The following is a 14347-nucleotide window of genomic DNA, read 5'->3' on the forward strand; positions in this document are numbered from 1 at the left end:
GGCAAAAGTACCTGTGCGGCGTGGCCGCTTCCGCCGGGGCTGCGCGAGGTGGCAGAGTCGGGGTCCTGCCGGGCATGGACGGGACCCGGCGGAGGTGACCGGGAGAAGGCGAATGCAGGACCTGCGACTGATCGGCGTGCACGAGGACGGCGAGCACCTGCTGCTCGCGGCGGCTGACGGCACCCGATTCCGGGTGCGCATCGACGAACCCCTCCGCGCTGCGGTCCGACGGGACCGTCCGCGGCTCGGCCAGCTCCAGATCGAGGTCGACGGCGGACTGCGACCGCGCGACGTGCAGGCGCTCATCCGCGCCGGCGCGTCCGTGGAGGAGGTCGCCGAGCGCGCCGGCTGGCCGGTGGAGAAGGTGCGTCGCTACGAGGGGCCGGTCATCGCCGAGCGCGAGCACGTCGCCGGGCTGGCCCGCGAGGTGCGCCTGCGCGGCCGGGGTGGGTCCTCCGGCGCCTCCGCCCCGACCCTGGCCACCCGGGTCAGCCAGCGGCTCAGCGGCCGCGGCGTCGACCCGACCGACGCGACCTGGGACTCGTGGCGCTCCGACGAGGGGCCGTGGACGGTCGTGCTGACCTTCCCCGCCGGCGGGCGGCAGCGCCAGGCCTCCTGGACCTACCACGCCGCCGACCGCACGGTCACGGCCGTCGACGACGAGGCCCGCTGGCTCAGCGAGGACGAGCAGCCCGGCGTCCCCGGCCCGATCCCCGCACCGCACCTGGCGTCGGTGCCGGTGCGCTCGACCACGGTCTACGACGTCGAGGCCGAGGGCGGCGTCCACGCCGCCGGCCGACCCGCCGAGCGCACCGCCGAGCCGCTGGACCTCATGACCGCGATGCGTGAGCGCAGCGCCGCCCGCGCCCGTCGCCGCCCGGGCCCTCGCCGTGACACCCCGTCGCCGGCACCGACCGCCTCCCCCGTCACCCCGACCCACGTCCCCGGCGCCGCGGACGCGCCGGAGGAGGCCGTGCCGCTCGAGCACATCGCCTACGACCCCACGACCATGCCGCCGCCCCCGCCGGCCCACGGCTACCCCGGCGCCCACGCGCACTGGGACGTCGACGGCGAGCCCGACGCGGCCACCGGCGGGCTCGAGGACGGCGACGACGCGTCGCTCCCTGAGGAGGTCGCCGACGCCACGCCGGCCCTGGACGCCGGCCCGGTCACGGGCTCCGGTCAGCAGGCCGCCACCGACGACCAGGCCGACGAGGACGAGGACGACGCCCTGCCGGAGGAGACGCACCAGCCCGAGGTCCGCGAGGAGGCGCCGGCGCGCCGGTCGGCGTCCTCCCGGCGCAGCGGCCGGCCGAGCGTGCCGAGCTGGGACGACATCATGTTCGGCGCGCGCCCGGGCTCCGACCGGGGCTGACTCCCGGGCCAGGGGCCCGACCCCGGTCCCTCAGGCCGAGCACGGCCACGAGCGCACCCCAGGTCGCGCAGACCGGTTGCAGCCACGAGAACGACCGGATGAACGCCACCTCGACGACGATCCAGCCGACGAGCAGCAGCCCGGCGACGAGCAGCAGCCGGGGCGCCCGCGGGTCCCCACGCCAGGCCGCCGACGCGGCCACGGCCATCGGCACGGCAACCACCACCAGCAGGGCGGTGCCGGCCAGCACGGTGCTCCCCCACGGCAGCCGGGCCGTGATCTCGTCGCCGAAGTCGATGATGCCGCCCCACAGGCCAAGCGCCCCGGCCGCCGCCCCGACCGCCATCACCGCGGCCAGCGTCGCCGCGCCCCGGTCCCGTTGCCCTGCCGCCATCGCCCACCTCCACGAACGTCGTGGGGACCAGCCTGGCGGCCGGCCGCCGTGGGGGGTCGAGGCGGAGGTCCCGGGTGTCCGCTCAGGCGCCGCGGGCCGTGCTGGGGAACACCGGCAGCGGGCAGAGGTCGAGGTCGAACGGGAGCACCTCGGCCGACGGGGAGGCAGCCCGCGCGGCGGCGGAGGTCATCCGGCGCATGTAGTGCCGGCGGCACAGGACCTCGTACTCCACCACCCCGGCATCCGCGCCGGCGGTGTCGCCGACCACGACCTGCTCACCCTCGATGACCATGACCCCGTCGATGACGCGGGCGTTGTGGGTCGCGCGCTGCCCGCACCAGCACAGCGCCGCGACCTGCAGCACCTGGACCCGGTCGGCCAGCTCGATCATCCGGCGCGAGCCGGGGAACAGCGCGGTGCGGAAGTCCGCGGTGATGCCGAACGCGTAGACGTCCACCCCCATCTCGTCCACGAGGCGGGCCAGCTGCTCGACCTGCCCGGGGGTGTAGAACTGCGCCTCGTCGCAGATGAGGTAGTCGACCCGCAGGCCGTTGGTGGCCTGCCCGACGATGGCGTCCCAGAAGTCGAGATCGTCCTCGACCTCCAGGGCGCTGGTGGACAGGCCCAGGCGTGAGGAGAGCACCGACTCGCCTGCGCGGTCGTGCTTGGTGAAGATCAGCCCCCGGCGCCCGCGGGCGGCGTGGTTGTGGTCCATCTGCAGCGCGAGGGTGGACTTGCCGCAGTCCATGGTGCCGGAGAAGAAGACGAGTTCAGCCACGAGCCGCAACCCTATGCGTTGTCGCGCGCCGGCACCCGCAGGAGGGGCACCGACACCTCCTCGGGGGTCAGCGACCCGTGCAGCCCGAGCAGCGCCAGCAGCTGCGGCCGCGCGGTGCGCGAGTCCACGATCGCGAAGTTGTCGCGCATCGGGACGACGACGTCGCCGATCCGCGGCAGCACGTGCTCGGCGACCGGGCCGAACCACCCCTGGGCGACGGCCTCGTCCCGCTCGAGCACCCACGCCCGCTCGGACAGGCGCCCGCGCCAGGTCTGCACGACGTCGGCGGCCGCACCCGGCTCGCAGTACAGCTGCAGCGAGCGGGCCTCGCCCCCCACGTGCCTGATCCCGGCCGCGAGCTCGGCATCGTGGCCGAGGTCGATCCGCAGGGCGTGCGGGGCGTCGACCATGCCGTGGTCGGCCGTCACCAGCACCGCGGTGTCCGGCGGCACGGACGCCGCCAGCCGGGCCATCGCCCCGTCGATCGCCTCGAGCTCGTCGCCCCACTCCCAGGACTGGCAGCCGTGCACGTGCCCGACCTTGTCCAGCTCGCCCCAGTAGAGGTAGACGAGCGCCCGACGGCTGGCCCGCACGGCCGCGAGCGCGGCGTCGACCCGGTCGTCCAGGGAGGTCGCCGCCCGGAACGAGCCGCCGCGGACGGCGGCGTTGGTCAGACCGGAGCCGTCGAAGAACCCGGGGCCGATCCGCGTCACGTCCACGCCTGCGGCCTGGGCGCGCTCGAACACCGTGGCAGACGGCTGCCAGCGCAGCGGGTCGGGCCCGTCCTCCCAGGACAGCTCGTTGAGCAGGCGGTCCTCCCCCGGCACCAGCACCTCGTAGCCGACCAGGCCGTGCGCCCCCGGGGGCAGCCCGGTGCCGAACGTCGCCATGCTCGTCGCCGTCGTGGACGGGAAGCCCGCCGTGAGCCGGTATGCCGCGGGCAGCAGGCCCCGCAGGAACGGCGCGTGCCCGCTGCGCTGGCGCAGCAGGTCGTAGCCGAGACCGTCGACGAGCACCACCACGGCCCGTCGCGCCTCGGGCAGGTCCATGCCGGTCGGCGCACCGGCTCCCCCCGGCACTCCCAGCGAACGCGCCACGGCCGGCAGCACGGCGGCCAGGCCCTCCCCGTCGTAGCGGGGAGGCAGTACCTCCTCGATCACCGGAACGTCCCCCTCCTCAGCGTCCGATCGTCTCCGACATCGCGCGCGCAAAGGCCATCGCCTGCTCCAGGGCGGGCTGGCCGTCGGCGGCGGCGCTGACCCGCAGGCTGATGTCATCGGCGGTGACCGTGCCCTCGTAGCCGTGGTCGGCCTCGCAGGAGGGGTCACCGCAGACGGCCGGGACCATGTCGACCCGGCTGACCGTGCCCCACCCCAGGGTCACTGTGAGCTCGCGGCCGAGGGCCCCGGGCTGGTAGCTGTCCGGCGCGGCGACGACGTGGGTGAGCATCACCCCGCGGACCGCGCTCAGCGGCACGACCTCGGAGGTCGCGGTGGCCACAGCTTCGGTGTCGCCCGGCGCGCCCTGCTCGCCGTGCTCCCCGTGGTGGTCGTCGGCGTGCGCGATGACCAGCCGGCGCGGGGTGAGCACGAGCACGGTGATGTGCCGGCGCACGGTGTCGTGGTCGAACGTCGTCTCCTGGTGGACCAGGTGCGAGACGACCTGCTCACCCGCGAGCGCCGAGTCCACCACGTCCGCGACGAGCGCCGGGTAGTAGCCGGCCCGCTCGATGTCCCGGGTGAGGCTCTCCGGGAGGGGGGTGGGACGCTGCTCGGTCGGTGTGGCCATGGGCCCATCCTTGCGCACGTCAGCGGGGCCCGCTGACCGGCCGGGCTCGCGGGCGGCTACGGGCCGGTCGTCCCGGTGGGCCGCTAGGGACGCCTCCGCCGTCCCTAGGGCAGGGCCCGGCGGTCGGTGTCCTTGCGCACCGGGGGCGGTGCGACGCTGGCCTCCGCCCCGAGGACGTCCACGCCGCCGGGGTGGGCGACCACCGGGTTGAGCACGAGCGAGGCGACCTCGGGCAGCTCGTCGGCGAGCACGGACATCCGGGCGACCAGGTCGGCCAGGGCGGCCCGGTTGACCGGGGTGGCGCCGCGGTGGCCGTGCAGCAGCGGCGCGGCCCGCACCGAGGAGATCAGGTCGGAGACGTCGACGTCGGTGAGCGGCGGGATCCGGTGCCCGATGTCGCCCAGCAGCTCGGTCGGCGGCCCGGCCACGGAGAAGCTGACCACCGGGCCGAACAGCGGGTCCTCGGTCGTGCTGACCACGCAGGAGACCCCGGGGGTGGCCATCTTCTGCACGACCAGGGAGTTGGCCGACAGCGCGGCCAGCCGGTCCTTCAGCGCGGCGAACGCCTCCCGCACCGAGGCGGCGGTGTGCAGGTCGACCCGGATGCCGCCCGTGCCGGGCTGGTGGCGCACCGCGGGCGCCACCGACTTGACCACCACGGGGTAGCCCATGTGCCTGGCCGCCGCCACGGCCTCGTCGGCGGTGGCCACCGGCACCGTCGGCCACAAGGTGATCCCATAGGCACCCAGCAGGGCCGTGACCTCCTCGGGTGTGAGCGCCCGACCCTCCGGCGACTGCTCCAGGACCGAGTCCACGAGCGCCTCGGCGGCCGCGCGGTCGATGCCCACCGGCGCCACCCGCTGGCCCTGGTCCCGGGCCCGCCACTCGCCGTACTTGGTCGCCGCTGCGAGCGCGCGGACCGCGTCCTCGGGCATCGAGTATGCCGGGACGGCGCGCCGCCGCCCGTGCTCGTCGAACTCCTTGGCGGACAGGGCCTGGGTGACCCCACGCATGCCGAGGAAGGTGGCCAGGCACGGCTTGTCGGACTGCGCCGCCGCGTCGGCGACGGCGTCGACCACCTCGGCGTCGAGGGTGACCAGGGGCGGGATGAAGCAGGTGAGGACGCTGTCGACCTGCTCGTCGGCGAAGGCCGCCTCGAGGGTCTGGGCGAACATGTCGGCGGTGGCCTCCGACGGCAGCGACACCGGGCCGTGGGTCACCTCCAGCCCCCAGCTGACGCAGGCTTCGGCGGTGAGGGCGCCGAGGGCGTCGGAGTTGCCGACCACGGCGACCCGCCGCCCGCGCGGCAGCGGCTGGTGGACGACGAGCTGGGCCACGTCGAAGAGCTGGTGGATGTTCTCCACCCGGATGACCCCGGCCTGGCGCAGCATCGCGTCGAAGGCCTGGGGCGGCACCCGGGTGGGCCGGGCCCGGTGACCCGGCGGCACGCCATACGAGCTGATCCCGGACTTGACCACGATCACCGGCTTGGTGAGGGCCAGGGCCCGGGCGATCCGGCTGAACTTGCGCGGGTTGCCCATCGACTCGAGGTACAGCCCCACCGCATGAGTGTCGGCGTCGTCGATCCAGTACTGCATGAAGTCGTTGCCCGAGACGTCGACGCGGTTGCCGGCGGAGGCGAACACCGAGACGCCGAGGTTGCGCCGGGCGGCCGAGGCCAGGACCGCGATGCCGAGGGCGCCGCTCTGGGCGAACAGCCCGAACGTGCCCGGCGGTGGCAGCGACGGCGCCAGCGAGGCGTTGAGGCGCACCGCCGGGTGGGAGTTGATCACCCCGAAGGAGTTGGGCCCGATGACCCGCATGCCGGCGTCGCGGGCGGTGCGCAGCAGCTCGCGCTGGCGCTGCTCCCCCTCCGGGCCGATCTCGGCGAACCCGGCGGAGGCGACCAGCAGGGCCTTGACCCCCGCGTCCGCGCAGTCACGGACCACGTCGAGCACGGCGTCGGCGGGCACGGCCACGACGGCGAGGTCGACCTCGTCGGGGATGTCGCTGACCTTGGCGTGCGACTCCAGGCCCAGGACCTCCAGCGCCTCGGTGTTGACGGCGTGGACCCGGCCCGTGAAGCCGGCGTCGAGGATGTTGTGCAGCAGCTGGTGCCCGATCGAGTCCGACCGGCGGCTCGCACCGACCACCGCGATCGAGTCCGGGAAGAGCACCGAGTGCATGCTGACCGACTCGGCGCGGTGCTCCCGGGCCAGGCGCACCGCCTGCGACTGCTCGGTCGGCTCGATCCGGAACGAGACCGATATGACCCCGTCGTCGTAGTGGTGCTCCACCTCGTAGCCGGCCTCGTGGAAGACGCCGATCATCTTGCGGTTCTGCGGCAGCACGTCGGCGACGAACTTGCCGACGCCGAGCTCGTGGGCGATCGCGGCCAGGTGCTCGAGCAGCACCGAGCCGACCCCCCGGCCCTGGAAGGCGTCGGAGATGTTGAAGGCCACCTCCGCCGTCGTCGCGTCGATCTTGTCGTAGCGGGCGATGCCGATGATCTCCCCGCGCACCGTCGCCACCAGCGCCACCCGGTCGACGTAGTCGACGTGGGTGAACCGCTGCACGTCCCGCTCGGAGAGCTGCTTGATCGGCGCGAAGAAGCGCATGTAGATCGACTCCGGCGACTGCCGGGCGTGGAACCGGCGGATGCCGTCGGCGTCGTCGGGGCGGATCGGGCGTACGTGCGCCACCGAGCCGTCCCGGAGCACGACGTCGGCCTCCCACCGGGCCAGGTCGGCGCCGGGGCGGGAGGCCGTGTCGGTCATGCCTAGAGGATGTCATGCCTCATGTGACGTACGCGTGTCATGACAACGGGTTCAGCCGATCGTCACCTTCTGCCACTGGTCACCGTGGTCGTGGCTGACCCAGTATGCCGGGCCGGGGCCACCGATGGCGTAGAACGTCGCGCCCCCGGGCGCACCCACCCAGCGCCACCCCATCGCGGGCATCGGGGGCGCGCCGGCCGGGACCACCCACGTGTGGCCACCGTCGTGGCTGACCTTGAGGGAGCCGTGGATGGAGGGGTTCCCGCCGGAGACGGCGAGCAGGTTGCTGCGGTCGGCGGCCGCCAGGGCGATGTGCCCGCCGTTGACCAGCGTCAGCGACTGCGCGTCGACCACGCTCCAGGTCAGCCCGTCGGGGCTGGTGTTCACGGCGTAGCCGAGGGAGCCGGCCGCGCCCTGGGTGGTGCACAGCCCGACCAGTCCGGGGTGCGCCGACGCGTCGGTGGTCACCACCTCGGCGCCACCGCCGCGGCAGACCGGGCCCTGCGACCCGGGTGAGAGGGACTCGGTGTCCTGCACCTGGAGCAGGACACCGCCGACCGGGGTCCAGACGCTGACCACGGGCTGGCCCCCACCGAGCGCGAGGACCGGCTCGTTCCACCCGCGGCCCACGTCGGCCGAGGCGCCACCGCCGGCCACGCCGTGCGGTTGGGCGACCGAGTCGGTGGCCAGGGTCAACTGGCCGGAGCAGGAGCCCGTACCGCACCGCTGCCCGGTCACGACGACGACCTGCTGGCCGTCGGTCTCGAGCGCCACGACCGCGTCACCGCTGTGCGGGTAGGGCGCCCAGGTGCGACCGCCGTCGCGGGTCTGCATCGCCCCGCCCCCGAACACCCACCCGATCAGCGGGGTGGCGAACCGCACCTGGCTCAGCACGCTCGCCGGCTGGACCGTGGCACCGACGACGTCGGGGTCGGGGACCGTGCGTCCGTCGAAGGCGTGCACGACCGCCCACGTGCGCCCCTCGTCGGCGGAGCCGGCCAGCACCGGGCAGCGGACCCCGTGCCCGCACGAGGCGTCACCCATGGCGTAGACGTGCCCGTGCCCGGCGTTGCTCAGCGAGAGCACGGTGAAGTCCTTCGGCACCGCCGCACCCCGGGCCAGACCGGGCGCCGCGGTGGCGGTGGGTGAGGGCGCGGGGGTGCTGGGCGCTGGACCGGTCGCCTGCGTGGGTCCGGGGGTGACGACGGTCGTCGCCGCCGGGCGGGGCGGCGTGGCCGTCCCGTGCGTGCTGGCCCAGGCGACCCCCGCGGCGAGCAGGGCGACGGCAGCCGCGGCCCCGGCATACCGCTGCCGGTGGCTGCGGCGGCGCCACCGCGCGGTCTGCACGATCCGCTGCCAGCGCTCCTCGCCTGCGGACAGGTCCGTGACCAGTGCCCGCTCCCGGGCGAACAGCTCCTCGACCGACCCGGGCCGGGGCTCGTCGTCGCTCATCGCACACCCTCCAGCAGCCGGGCCATCCTGGCCCGCGCGTCGAACAGGTCCCGCTTGACCGCGCCCTCGGACCGGCCCAGGTGCGTGGCGACCTGGGCGACGCTCAGGTCGGCGAAGTAGTAGAGCAGCACCCCGGCCCGGAGCCGGTCCGGCAGCGCGAGCACGGCCTCACGGACGGTGAGCCGCTCGGCCTGGTCGGGTCCGGGCGCCGCCTCCTGCGGCGGGCGGCCCGCGGAGAACCGGTCGTATGCCGTGGCCTCCCGGCCGCGCCGGCGCCAGTGGTCACGCACCAGGTTCGCGGTCGTGGCGTAGAGCCAGGCCCGGGGCTCGTCCACCAGGTCCCAGTTGCGCATGAGCCGCACGAACGCCTCGGTCGCCAGGTCGTGTGCCAGGTCGGGGTCGCCGAGCAGGCGGGCCGCCCAGCCGGCGAGCAGCCCGTAGTGGGCGGCGTAGACCTGCCGCACCGCCGCCTCGGTCGCCGCCGACTGCACCTGCGTCCCTCCCCGGCGGTGGACGCGACGGCTCACCCGTGCCGGTGCCGTCGTCGTCTCCATGCCCTTGTGACGATTCTGGGCCCCTCACGGTTGGATGCGGCTCACCCGCTGCCACGGCGCGCCGTCGTGGCTAGGGTCGGCACATGGCCGAGGCCCACACCACCTTCCGCGCCGCACGCGACCGGCTGCTGGCGCAGCGCACCGACTACGACGCGGCGCTGGCCGGCTACGAGCCGCCGCGCCCGGAGCACTTCAACTGGGCGCTGGACTGGTTCGACGCGGTCGCCGCCACGGCGGAGACCGGGCCGAGGACCGCGCTGTGGGTCATCGAGGAGGACGGCACCCAGGCACGGGTGACCTATGCCGAGATGGCGCAGCGCTCCGCCCAGGTGGCGGCGTGGCTGCGCTCGCTGGGGGTGCGCCGCGGCGACCGGGTGCTGCTCATGCTGGGCAACCAGGTCGAGCTGTGGGAGACCATGCTGGCTGCCATCAAGCTGGGCGCCGTGGTCATCCCGGCCACCACGCTGCTGACCGCCGACGACCTCGTGGACCGGATCCGCCGCGGCGCGGTCCGGCACGTCGTCACCGGCGCGGCGCAGGCCGACCGGTTCGCCCAGGTGCCCGGGGACTACACGCGCATCGCCGTCGGCGAGGCCGGGAGCGGCTGGACGGCATACAGCGAGTCGCGGGCGTTCGCCGGCGACTTCGTCCCCGACGGCCCCACCCGGGGTGACGACACGCTGCTGCTCTACTTCACCTCCGGCACGACCGCGCAGCCCAAGCTGGTCGAGCACACCCACCTGTCCTACCCCGTGGGACACCTGTCGACGATGTACTGGGTCGGGCTGCAGCCCGGCGACGTGCACCTGAACATCTCCTCCCCGGGCTGGGCCAAGCACGCGTGGAGCTCGTTCTTCGCCCCGTGGAACGCCGAGGCGACGATCCTCGTGGTCAACCAGGCCCGGTTCGACGCCCCGGGGCTGCTGGCGGCGATGACGGCTGCCCAGGTGAGCACGTTCTGCGCCCCGCCGACGGTCTACCGCATGCTCATCCAGCAGGACCTCGCCGCGTGGCGGGACCGGCTCTCGCTGCGGGAGATGGTCGGCGCCGGGGAGCCGCTCAACCCCGAGGTGATCGAGCAGGTGCGGGCAGCCCTGGGCATCACCGTGCGCGACGGCTTCGGGCAGACCGAGACCACCGCCCAGGTCGGCAACACGCCCGGCCAGGAGGTCGTGCCCGGGTCGATGGGCCGGCCGCTGCCGGGCTACGACGTCGTGCTGCTCGACCCGGCCACCGGCGAGGAGCGCACGCAGCCCGGGCAGGAGGGCGAACTATGCCTGCGCCTGACCGGGCCGGGAGGGCGTCCGGTCGGGCTGATGGTCGGCTACCACGGCGACCGCGAGCGCACCGAGGAGGCGATGCGCGACAGCGCCTACCACACCGGCGACGTCGCGAGCCGGGACGAGCGTGGCTGGATCACCTACGTCGGGCGCGCCGACGACGTGTTCAAGGCCTCGGACTACCGGATCAGCCCGTTCGAGCTGGAGTCGGTGCTCATCGAGCACCCCGCGGTCGCCGAGGCGGCCGTCGTGCCCTCGCCGGACCCGACCCGGCTGGCGGTGCCCAAGGCCTACGTGGTGCTGGCGCCCGGGCACGAACCCACCGCGGAGACGGCGCGGGACATCCTGGCCTACTGCCGCGAGCACCTGGCGCCGTACAAGCGGGTACGGCGGATCGAGTTCGCCGAGCTGCCCAAGACCATCTCGGGCAAGATCCGCCGCGTGGAGCTGCGCGGACGCGAGCAGCAGGCCCACGGCACGGGTCAGGACCCCACGAGCCGGGCCAGCGCGCAGGAGTTCTGGGAGTCCGACCTGGCCTGACGGCCCGGGCCGCGTCGCCTCAGCGGCGCGGGTTCGCCGACGCCTCGCTGACCTCGGGTGCGGGCACCTCGACCCCGACCGGGGTGCGGCGAGGCGCGGGGATGCGCAGGTAGGCCAGGCGCACGGCCTCGATCCGGTTGCGCGTGGTCCGCTCGAGGATCGCGCCGGCCATGACGAGGTTGAGCGCCACCAGGAAGCAGCCCACCGCGGCAATCAGGCTCGGGTAGCGCGGTACCAGCCCGGTGTGGACGTAGTCCGTGAGCACCGGCACCAGGAGGGCCACGGCGCCGAGCGCCCAGGGCACCGCGAGACCGGTGAACGAGGCGAACGGCTTCCAGTCACGGAACAGCCGCAGGTTGCGCCGCAGGATGCGCACGCCGTCCCGGTAGGTGGACAGCTTGCTCTCGGAACCCTCGGGGCGCGACCCGTACGCGGTGCGCACCTCGTCGTACGTCACCCCGACGCTCGCGGCGTGCGCGTTGAGCTCGGCCTCGATCTCGAAGCCGCTGGCCATGCTCGGGAAGGTCTTGACGAAGCGCCGGCTGAAGCCGCGGTAGCCCGAGAGCGTGTCCTCCACGCGCAGGCCGAACAGCCGCTGGAAGACCCAGGTGAGCAACGCGTTGCCGAAGCGGTGGCCGGCCCGGTAGGCCTGCGCCGCGCCGGGTCCGGCGACCCGGGCTCCCACGACCATGTCGATCCCCTCGTCGAGGACCTTGGAGACGAGGACCGGCGCCGCCCCCGCGTCGTACGTGGCGTCGCCGTCGACCATGACGTAGCACTGCGCCTCGACGTCGGCGAAGAGCCGGCGCACGGCGTTGCCCTTGCCCGGGCGCGGCTCGAAGATCACCCGGGCGCCGGCTTCGGCGGCCCGCTCCGCGGTGGCGTCCGTCGAGGCGTTGTCGACCACGACCACCTCGCAGCCGGGCAGCGCCTCCCGGAAGCCGGCCACCACGTCGGCGATGGTGCGCTCCTCGTTGTGGCACGGGACGATGACGGCAACGTTGGTGCCCGTCACGATGGTGTCTCCTCACGGTTGTGGGCTGCCAGCTCGGCGCGTTGGGCGAGGACGAGCAGCAGACCCAGGGAGCCGGCAATTCCCGGCCAGTAGACGTAGCGGAAGTCCGTGGCCGGCACCACGGGCGCGTAGCCCAGGACGTAGAGCGCGGCGGACAGACCGAGCATCGCGATGACCGCACGGTAGGGCCCGCGGCGGCGGGCGCGGACCACCAGGGCAATGCCCACGGCCAGCCACAGCCACGCGCCGAACACGAACGGCACGTCCTCCTCGGCGAACGACTGCACGTAGTAGCGCAGGGCCTGGGCCATCCGGGGATGGTCGGTGACGATGCCCAGGTCGTTGGCGTCGACGCCCGGCTGCCAGGTGTCGCGGTGCTCGAACAGGAACAGCGAAAAGGCCTGCCAGCGGTAGGCCACATAGTCCCCGGCGTGGGCCTGCATCAGCCCCGGCCACGCCTTCTGGATCTCGTCGTAGTGGGCTACTGCGGTGAACGGGCCGTTCTCCCCGGTGCCGTAACAGGTCCAGTAGGCGTTAACGAGGGAGTTCCGGCGCTGGCACAGGTGCTGGGCCTGCAGCAGCTTGGCCGTCAGGTCGGGGTCGAGGTGGGCGGCCTGGATGTCCGCCGGCGGGACCACGTGGATGATGTCGTCGATCATCACCTGCGCGAGCTGGTGGGTCTGCTGCGGCCGGGCCTGGGCGTCGACCAGGGCCTGCGTGCCCCAGGTCAGGGCGCCGACGGCCACGAGCACGGCCACGGGGGCGCGCCACCGTGAGCGCGGGAACCACGCGTGGGCGAGCAGGTAGAGCAGCGGCAGGATCGCGAAGACGCCGTTCTTGCGGACCATGAGGGCGTAGACCAGCAGCACGACGGCGAGGGGGACCAGCGTCCATCGCGCCCACGGGCTGCGGCGCCAGCGGCGCGCGAGCAGGCAGATGGCGGCCACCGCGAGCAGCGCCGCGGCGAGCTGGACGTCCTTCCAGATCACGCCGACGATGCCCACGACCTGGGGCAGCACCCCGATCGCGAGCGCCAGCAGGGCCAGCCCGAACGACCGCGTGGAACGCAGCAGGACGAGGGCGACCGTCAGCAGCGCGGCCCACAGCACCACGACCTGCAGGACGAGCATCGAGGCCCACGTGCCGGTGACGGAGATCAGCCAGCCCCACAGCAGGCTCATCAGCGGCGGGTGCCAGTCGCTCAGCTGCACCTGGCCCAGCGCCTGCCTGAGCTGGTAGAGGGTGTCCGTGCTCATGAACCCCGGGGAGAACGTCCCGATCGTCCACCAGCACAGCGCCGCAGCCAGGAGGCAGAGCGCCACGGGCTGGGCGATGGCAGGCCACCGCCAGGCTCGTCTCATGGCTCTCTCTCCGTCCGGGCGGTCCTCCTGCGGCAGGTCGGCCCGTCCAGGGCCTGGCCGCGGTCCCCGCCGCGGCCGTATCAGCCCATGTTTATAGCACCCGAAACCGGGAGCCCCTGTCAGGAACGGGTGAGGAAGCGCACGCAGGAGTCCACCGAGACCAGCTCGGGGTAGTCCTCCTCGTCGATGCGGGCCCCGCGCCCCGTGCTCAGCGTCTCGGCGAAGGCGAGGAAGTCCAGGGAGTCCAGCTCGAAGGCGTCCCTCAGGTCCTCCCCCGGCGCCAACGTGGCCGGGTCGGCGTCGGGGACCACCTTGTGCAACGCCCGCGCGACGAGGTCACGGGCGTCCTGCTCGGTCAGCGTCATGGCTCCTCCAGGGTGTGCAGCTGCCGGTCGACCTCGGCCAGGAAGCGGGACCCGACGAAGCCGTCGGTGGCGCGGTGGTCCGCGGCGAGGGTCACCCGCACGAGGGGCCGGACGCCGACCATGCCGTCCACCGCCCAGGGCCGCTCCAGCACCCGGCCCACCCCGACCAGGGCCACCTGCGGCGGGTGGATGACGCCGTGCACCAGGTCGACACCCTGCTCCCCGAGGTTGGTCACCGTGATCGTCGGGTCGGTCAGCTCGGCCCGCCGCAGCCGCCGCGAGCGCGCCCGCTCGACGAGGTCGCGCAGCTGCGCCATGAGCTCCACGGCGGACAGGTCGTCGGCATCGTGGATCGCCGGCGCCACGATCCCCCCGCCGCGCAACGAGATCGCCACGCCGAGGTGCACCCCGTCACCCGGGCGGAAGGCGTCCTCGACCCAGAAGCCGTTGAGCTCGGGGTGCCTGGCCGCCGCCCGTGCCACCGCCCGCAGCACCAGCGCGGCCGGCACGATCCGCTGCGCCACGTCGAGCTCGCGGTTGCGGGCGCGCATCCACGCCAGCGGCTCCGACAGCTCGATGGTGGTCTCGAGGTAGTAGTGCGGCACCTCCCGGTTGGAGCGCGCCATCAGCCTGGCGATCGCCTGCCGCATCGGGTCGGTCGCGTTGCC

At 74.1% G+C, this 14347-nt stretch carries 13 protein-coding genes; 2 read left to right on the forward strand and 11 right to left on the reverse strand.

The genetic code is table 11. The features are described 5' to 3' along the window. Positions 1-112: 112 nt before the first annotated feature. Complete coding sequence (sepH, locus tag VF825_RS14305; protein ID WP_331114444.1) at positions 113-1375, forward strand: septation protein SepH; 1263 nt, start codon at positions 113-115, stop codon at positions 1373-1375. Here sepH and VF825_RS14310 read toward each other — a convergent pair. The 7 genes from VF825_RS14310 to VF825_RS14340 form a co-directional block, all read right to left on the reverse strand. Beyond that, positions 1338-1769 carry a hypothetical protein gene (locus VF825_RS14310; protein WP_331114447.1) on the reverse strand — a complete coding sequence of 144 codons (432 nt, stop codon included), beginning with the start codon at positions 1767-1769 and terminating at the stop codon, positions 1338-1340. The genes sepH and VF825_RS14310 overlap by 38 nt on opposite strands. A gap of 82 nt (positions 1770-1851) precedes the next feature. Beyond that, entirely contained in the window at positions 1852-2547 is a 696-nt protein-coding gene (locus tag VF825_RS14315; RefSeq protein ID WP_331114449.1) for a thymidine kinase, read from the reverse strand. An 11-nt stretch (positions 2548-2558) separates the two neighbouring features. Then, a complete protein-coding gene (locus VF825_RS14320) occupies positions 2559-3707 on the reverse strand; it encodes a nucleotide pyrophosphatase/phosphodiesterase family protein (RefSeq protein WP_331114451.1) in 1149 nt (382 codons plus the stop codon). 16 nt (positions 3708-3723) lie between these two features. Then, positions 3724-4335, reverse strand: coding sequence for a DUF5998 family protein (locus VF825_RS14325; protein ID WP_331114453.1), 612 nt, complete (start codon positions 4333-4335; stop codon positions 3724-3726). A 104-nt stretch (positions 4336-4439) separates the two neighbouring features. Continuing rightward, a complete protein-coding gene (locus tag VF825_RS14330) occupies positions 4440-7112 on the reverse strand; it encodes a GNAT family N-acetyltransferase (RefSeq protein WP_331114455.1) in 2673 nt (890 codons plus the stop codon). A gap of 51 nt (positions 7113-7163) precedes the next feature. Further along, on the reverse strand, positions 7164-8564 hold the full coding sequence (locus VF825_RS14335) for a hypothetical protein (protein ID WP_331114457.1): 1401 nt from the start codon (positions 8562-8564) through the stop codon (positions 7164-7166). After that, positions 8561-9118, reverse strand: coding sequence for an RNA polymerase sigma factor (locus VF825_RS14340; RefSeq protein WP_331114459.1), 558 nt, complete (start codon positions 9116-9118; stop codon positions 8561-8563). The genes VF825_RS14335 and VF825_RS14340 overlap by 4 nt, the downstream gene beginning before the upstream one ends. Before the next feature lie 83 nt (positions 9119-9201). Here VF825_RS14340 and VF825_RS14345 point away from each other — a divergent pair, with 83 nt between their 5' ends. Further along, positions 9202-10938: an AMP-binding protein gene (locus VF825_RS14345; protein WP_331114462.1), complete on the forward strand. Its 1737-nt coding sequence runs from the start codon at positions 9202-9204 to the stop codon at positions 10936-10938. A 19-nt stretch (positions 10939-10957) separates the two neighbouring features. On the opposite strand, the gene VF825_RS14350 is transcribed toward VF825_RS14345, so the two are convergent. From VF825_RS14350 to VF825_RS14365, 4 genes are all read right to left on the reverse strand, one after another. After that, positions 10958-11953 carry a glycosyltransferase family 2 protein gene (locus VF825_RS14350; protein WP_331114464.1) on the reverse strand — a complete coding sequence of 332 codons (996 nt, stop codon included), beginning with the start codon at positions 11951-11953 and terminating at the stop codon, positions 10958-10960. Further along, positions 11950-13314, reverse strand: a complete 1365-nt coding sequence (locus VF825_RS14355; protein ID WP_331114466.1) for a hypothetical protein — start codon at positions 13312-13314, stop codon at positions 11950-11952. Before VF825_RS14355 ends, VF825_RS14350 begins: the two co-directional genes overlap by 4 nt. 119 nt (positions 13315-13433) lie before the next feature. Continuing rightward, entirely contained in the window at positions 13434-13679 is a 246-nt protein-coding gene (locus VF825_RS14360; RefSeq protein ID WP_331114468.1) for an acyl carrier protein, read from the reverse strand. After that, positions 13676-14347 (reverse strand): 2-oxo acid dehydrogenase subunit E2 (locus VF825_RS14365; RefSeq protein ID WP_331114470.1); only part of this gene is annotated, 672 nt, incomplete at its 5' end. The genes VF825_RS14360 and VF825_RS14365, both read right to left, overlap by 4 nt.

The sequence above is a fragment of the Oryzihumus sp. genome, assembly GCF_036391795.1.
In the GTDB taxonomy this organism is placed as follows: Bacteria; Actinomycetota; Actinomycetes; order Actinomycetales; family Dermatophilaceae; genus Oryzihumus.

Coding starts and splice junctions, on each gene's coding strand:
- sepH (WP_331114444.1), top strand. CDS start 113: ATGCAGGACCTGCGACTGATCGGCGTGCACGAGGACGGCGAGCACCTG.
- VF825_RS14310 (WP_331114447.1), bottom strand. CDS start 1,769: ATGGCGGCAGGGCAACGGGACCGGGGCGCGGCGACGCTGGCCGCGGTG.
- VF825_RS14325 (WP_331114453.1), bottom strand. CDS start 4,335: ATGGCCACACCGACCGAGCAGCGTCCCACCCCCCTCCCGGAGAGCCTC.
- VF825_RS14330 (WP_331114455.1), bottom strand. CDS start 7,112: ATGACCGACACGGCCTCCCGCCCCGGCGCCGACCTGGCCCGGTGGGAG.
- VF825_RS14335 (WP_331114457.1), bottom strand. CDS start 8,564: ATGAGCGACGACGAGCCCCGGCCCGGGTCGGTCGAGGAGCTGTTCGCC.
- VF825_RS14340 (WP_331114459.1), bottom strand. CDS start 9,118: ATGGAGACGACGACGGCACCGGCACGGGTGAGCCGTCGCGTCCACCGC.
- VF825_RS14345 (WP_331114462.1), top strand. CDS start 9,202: ATGGCCGAGGCCCACACCACCTTCCGCGCCGCACGCGACCGGCTGCTG.
- VF825_RS14355 (WP_331114466.1), bottom strand. CDS start 13,314: ATGAGACGAGCCTGGCGGTGGCCTGCCATCGCCCAGCCCGTGGCGCTC.
- VF825_RS14360 (WP_331114468.1), bottom strand. CDS start 13,679: ATGACGCTGACCGAGCAGGACGCCCGTGACCTCGTCGCGCGGGCGTTG.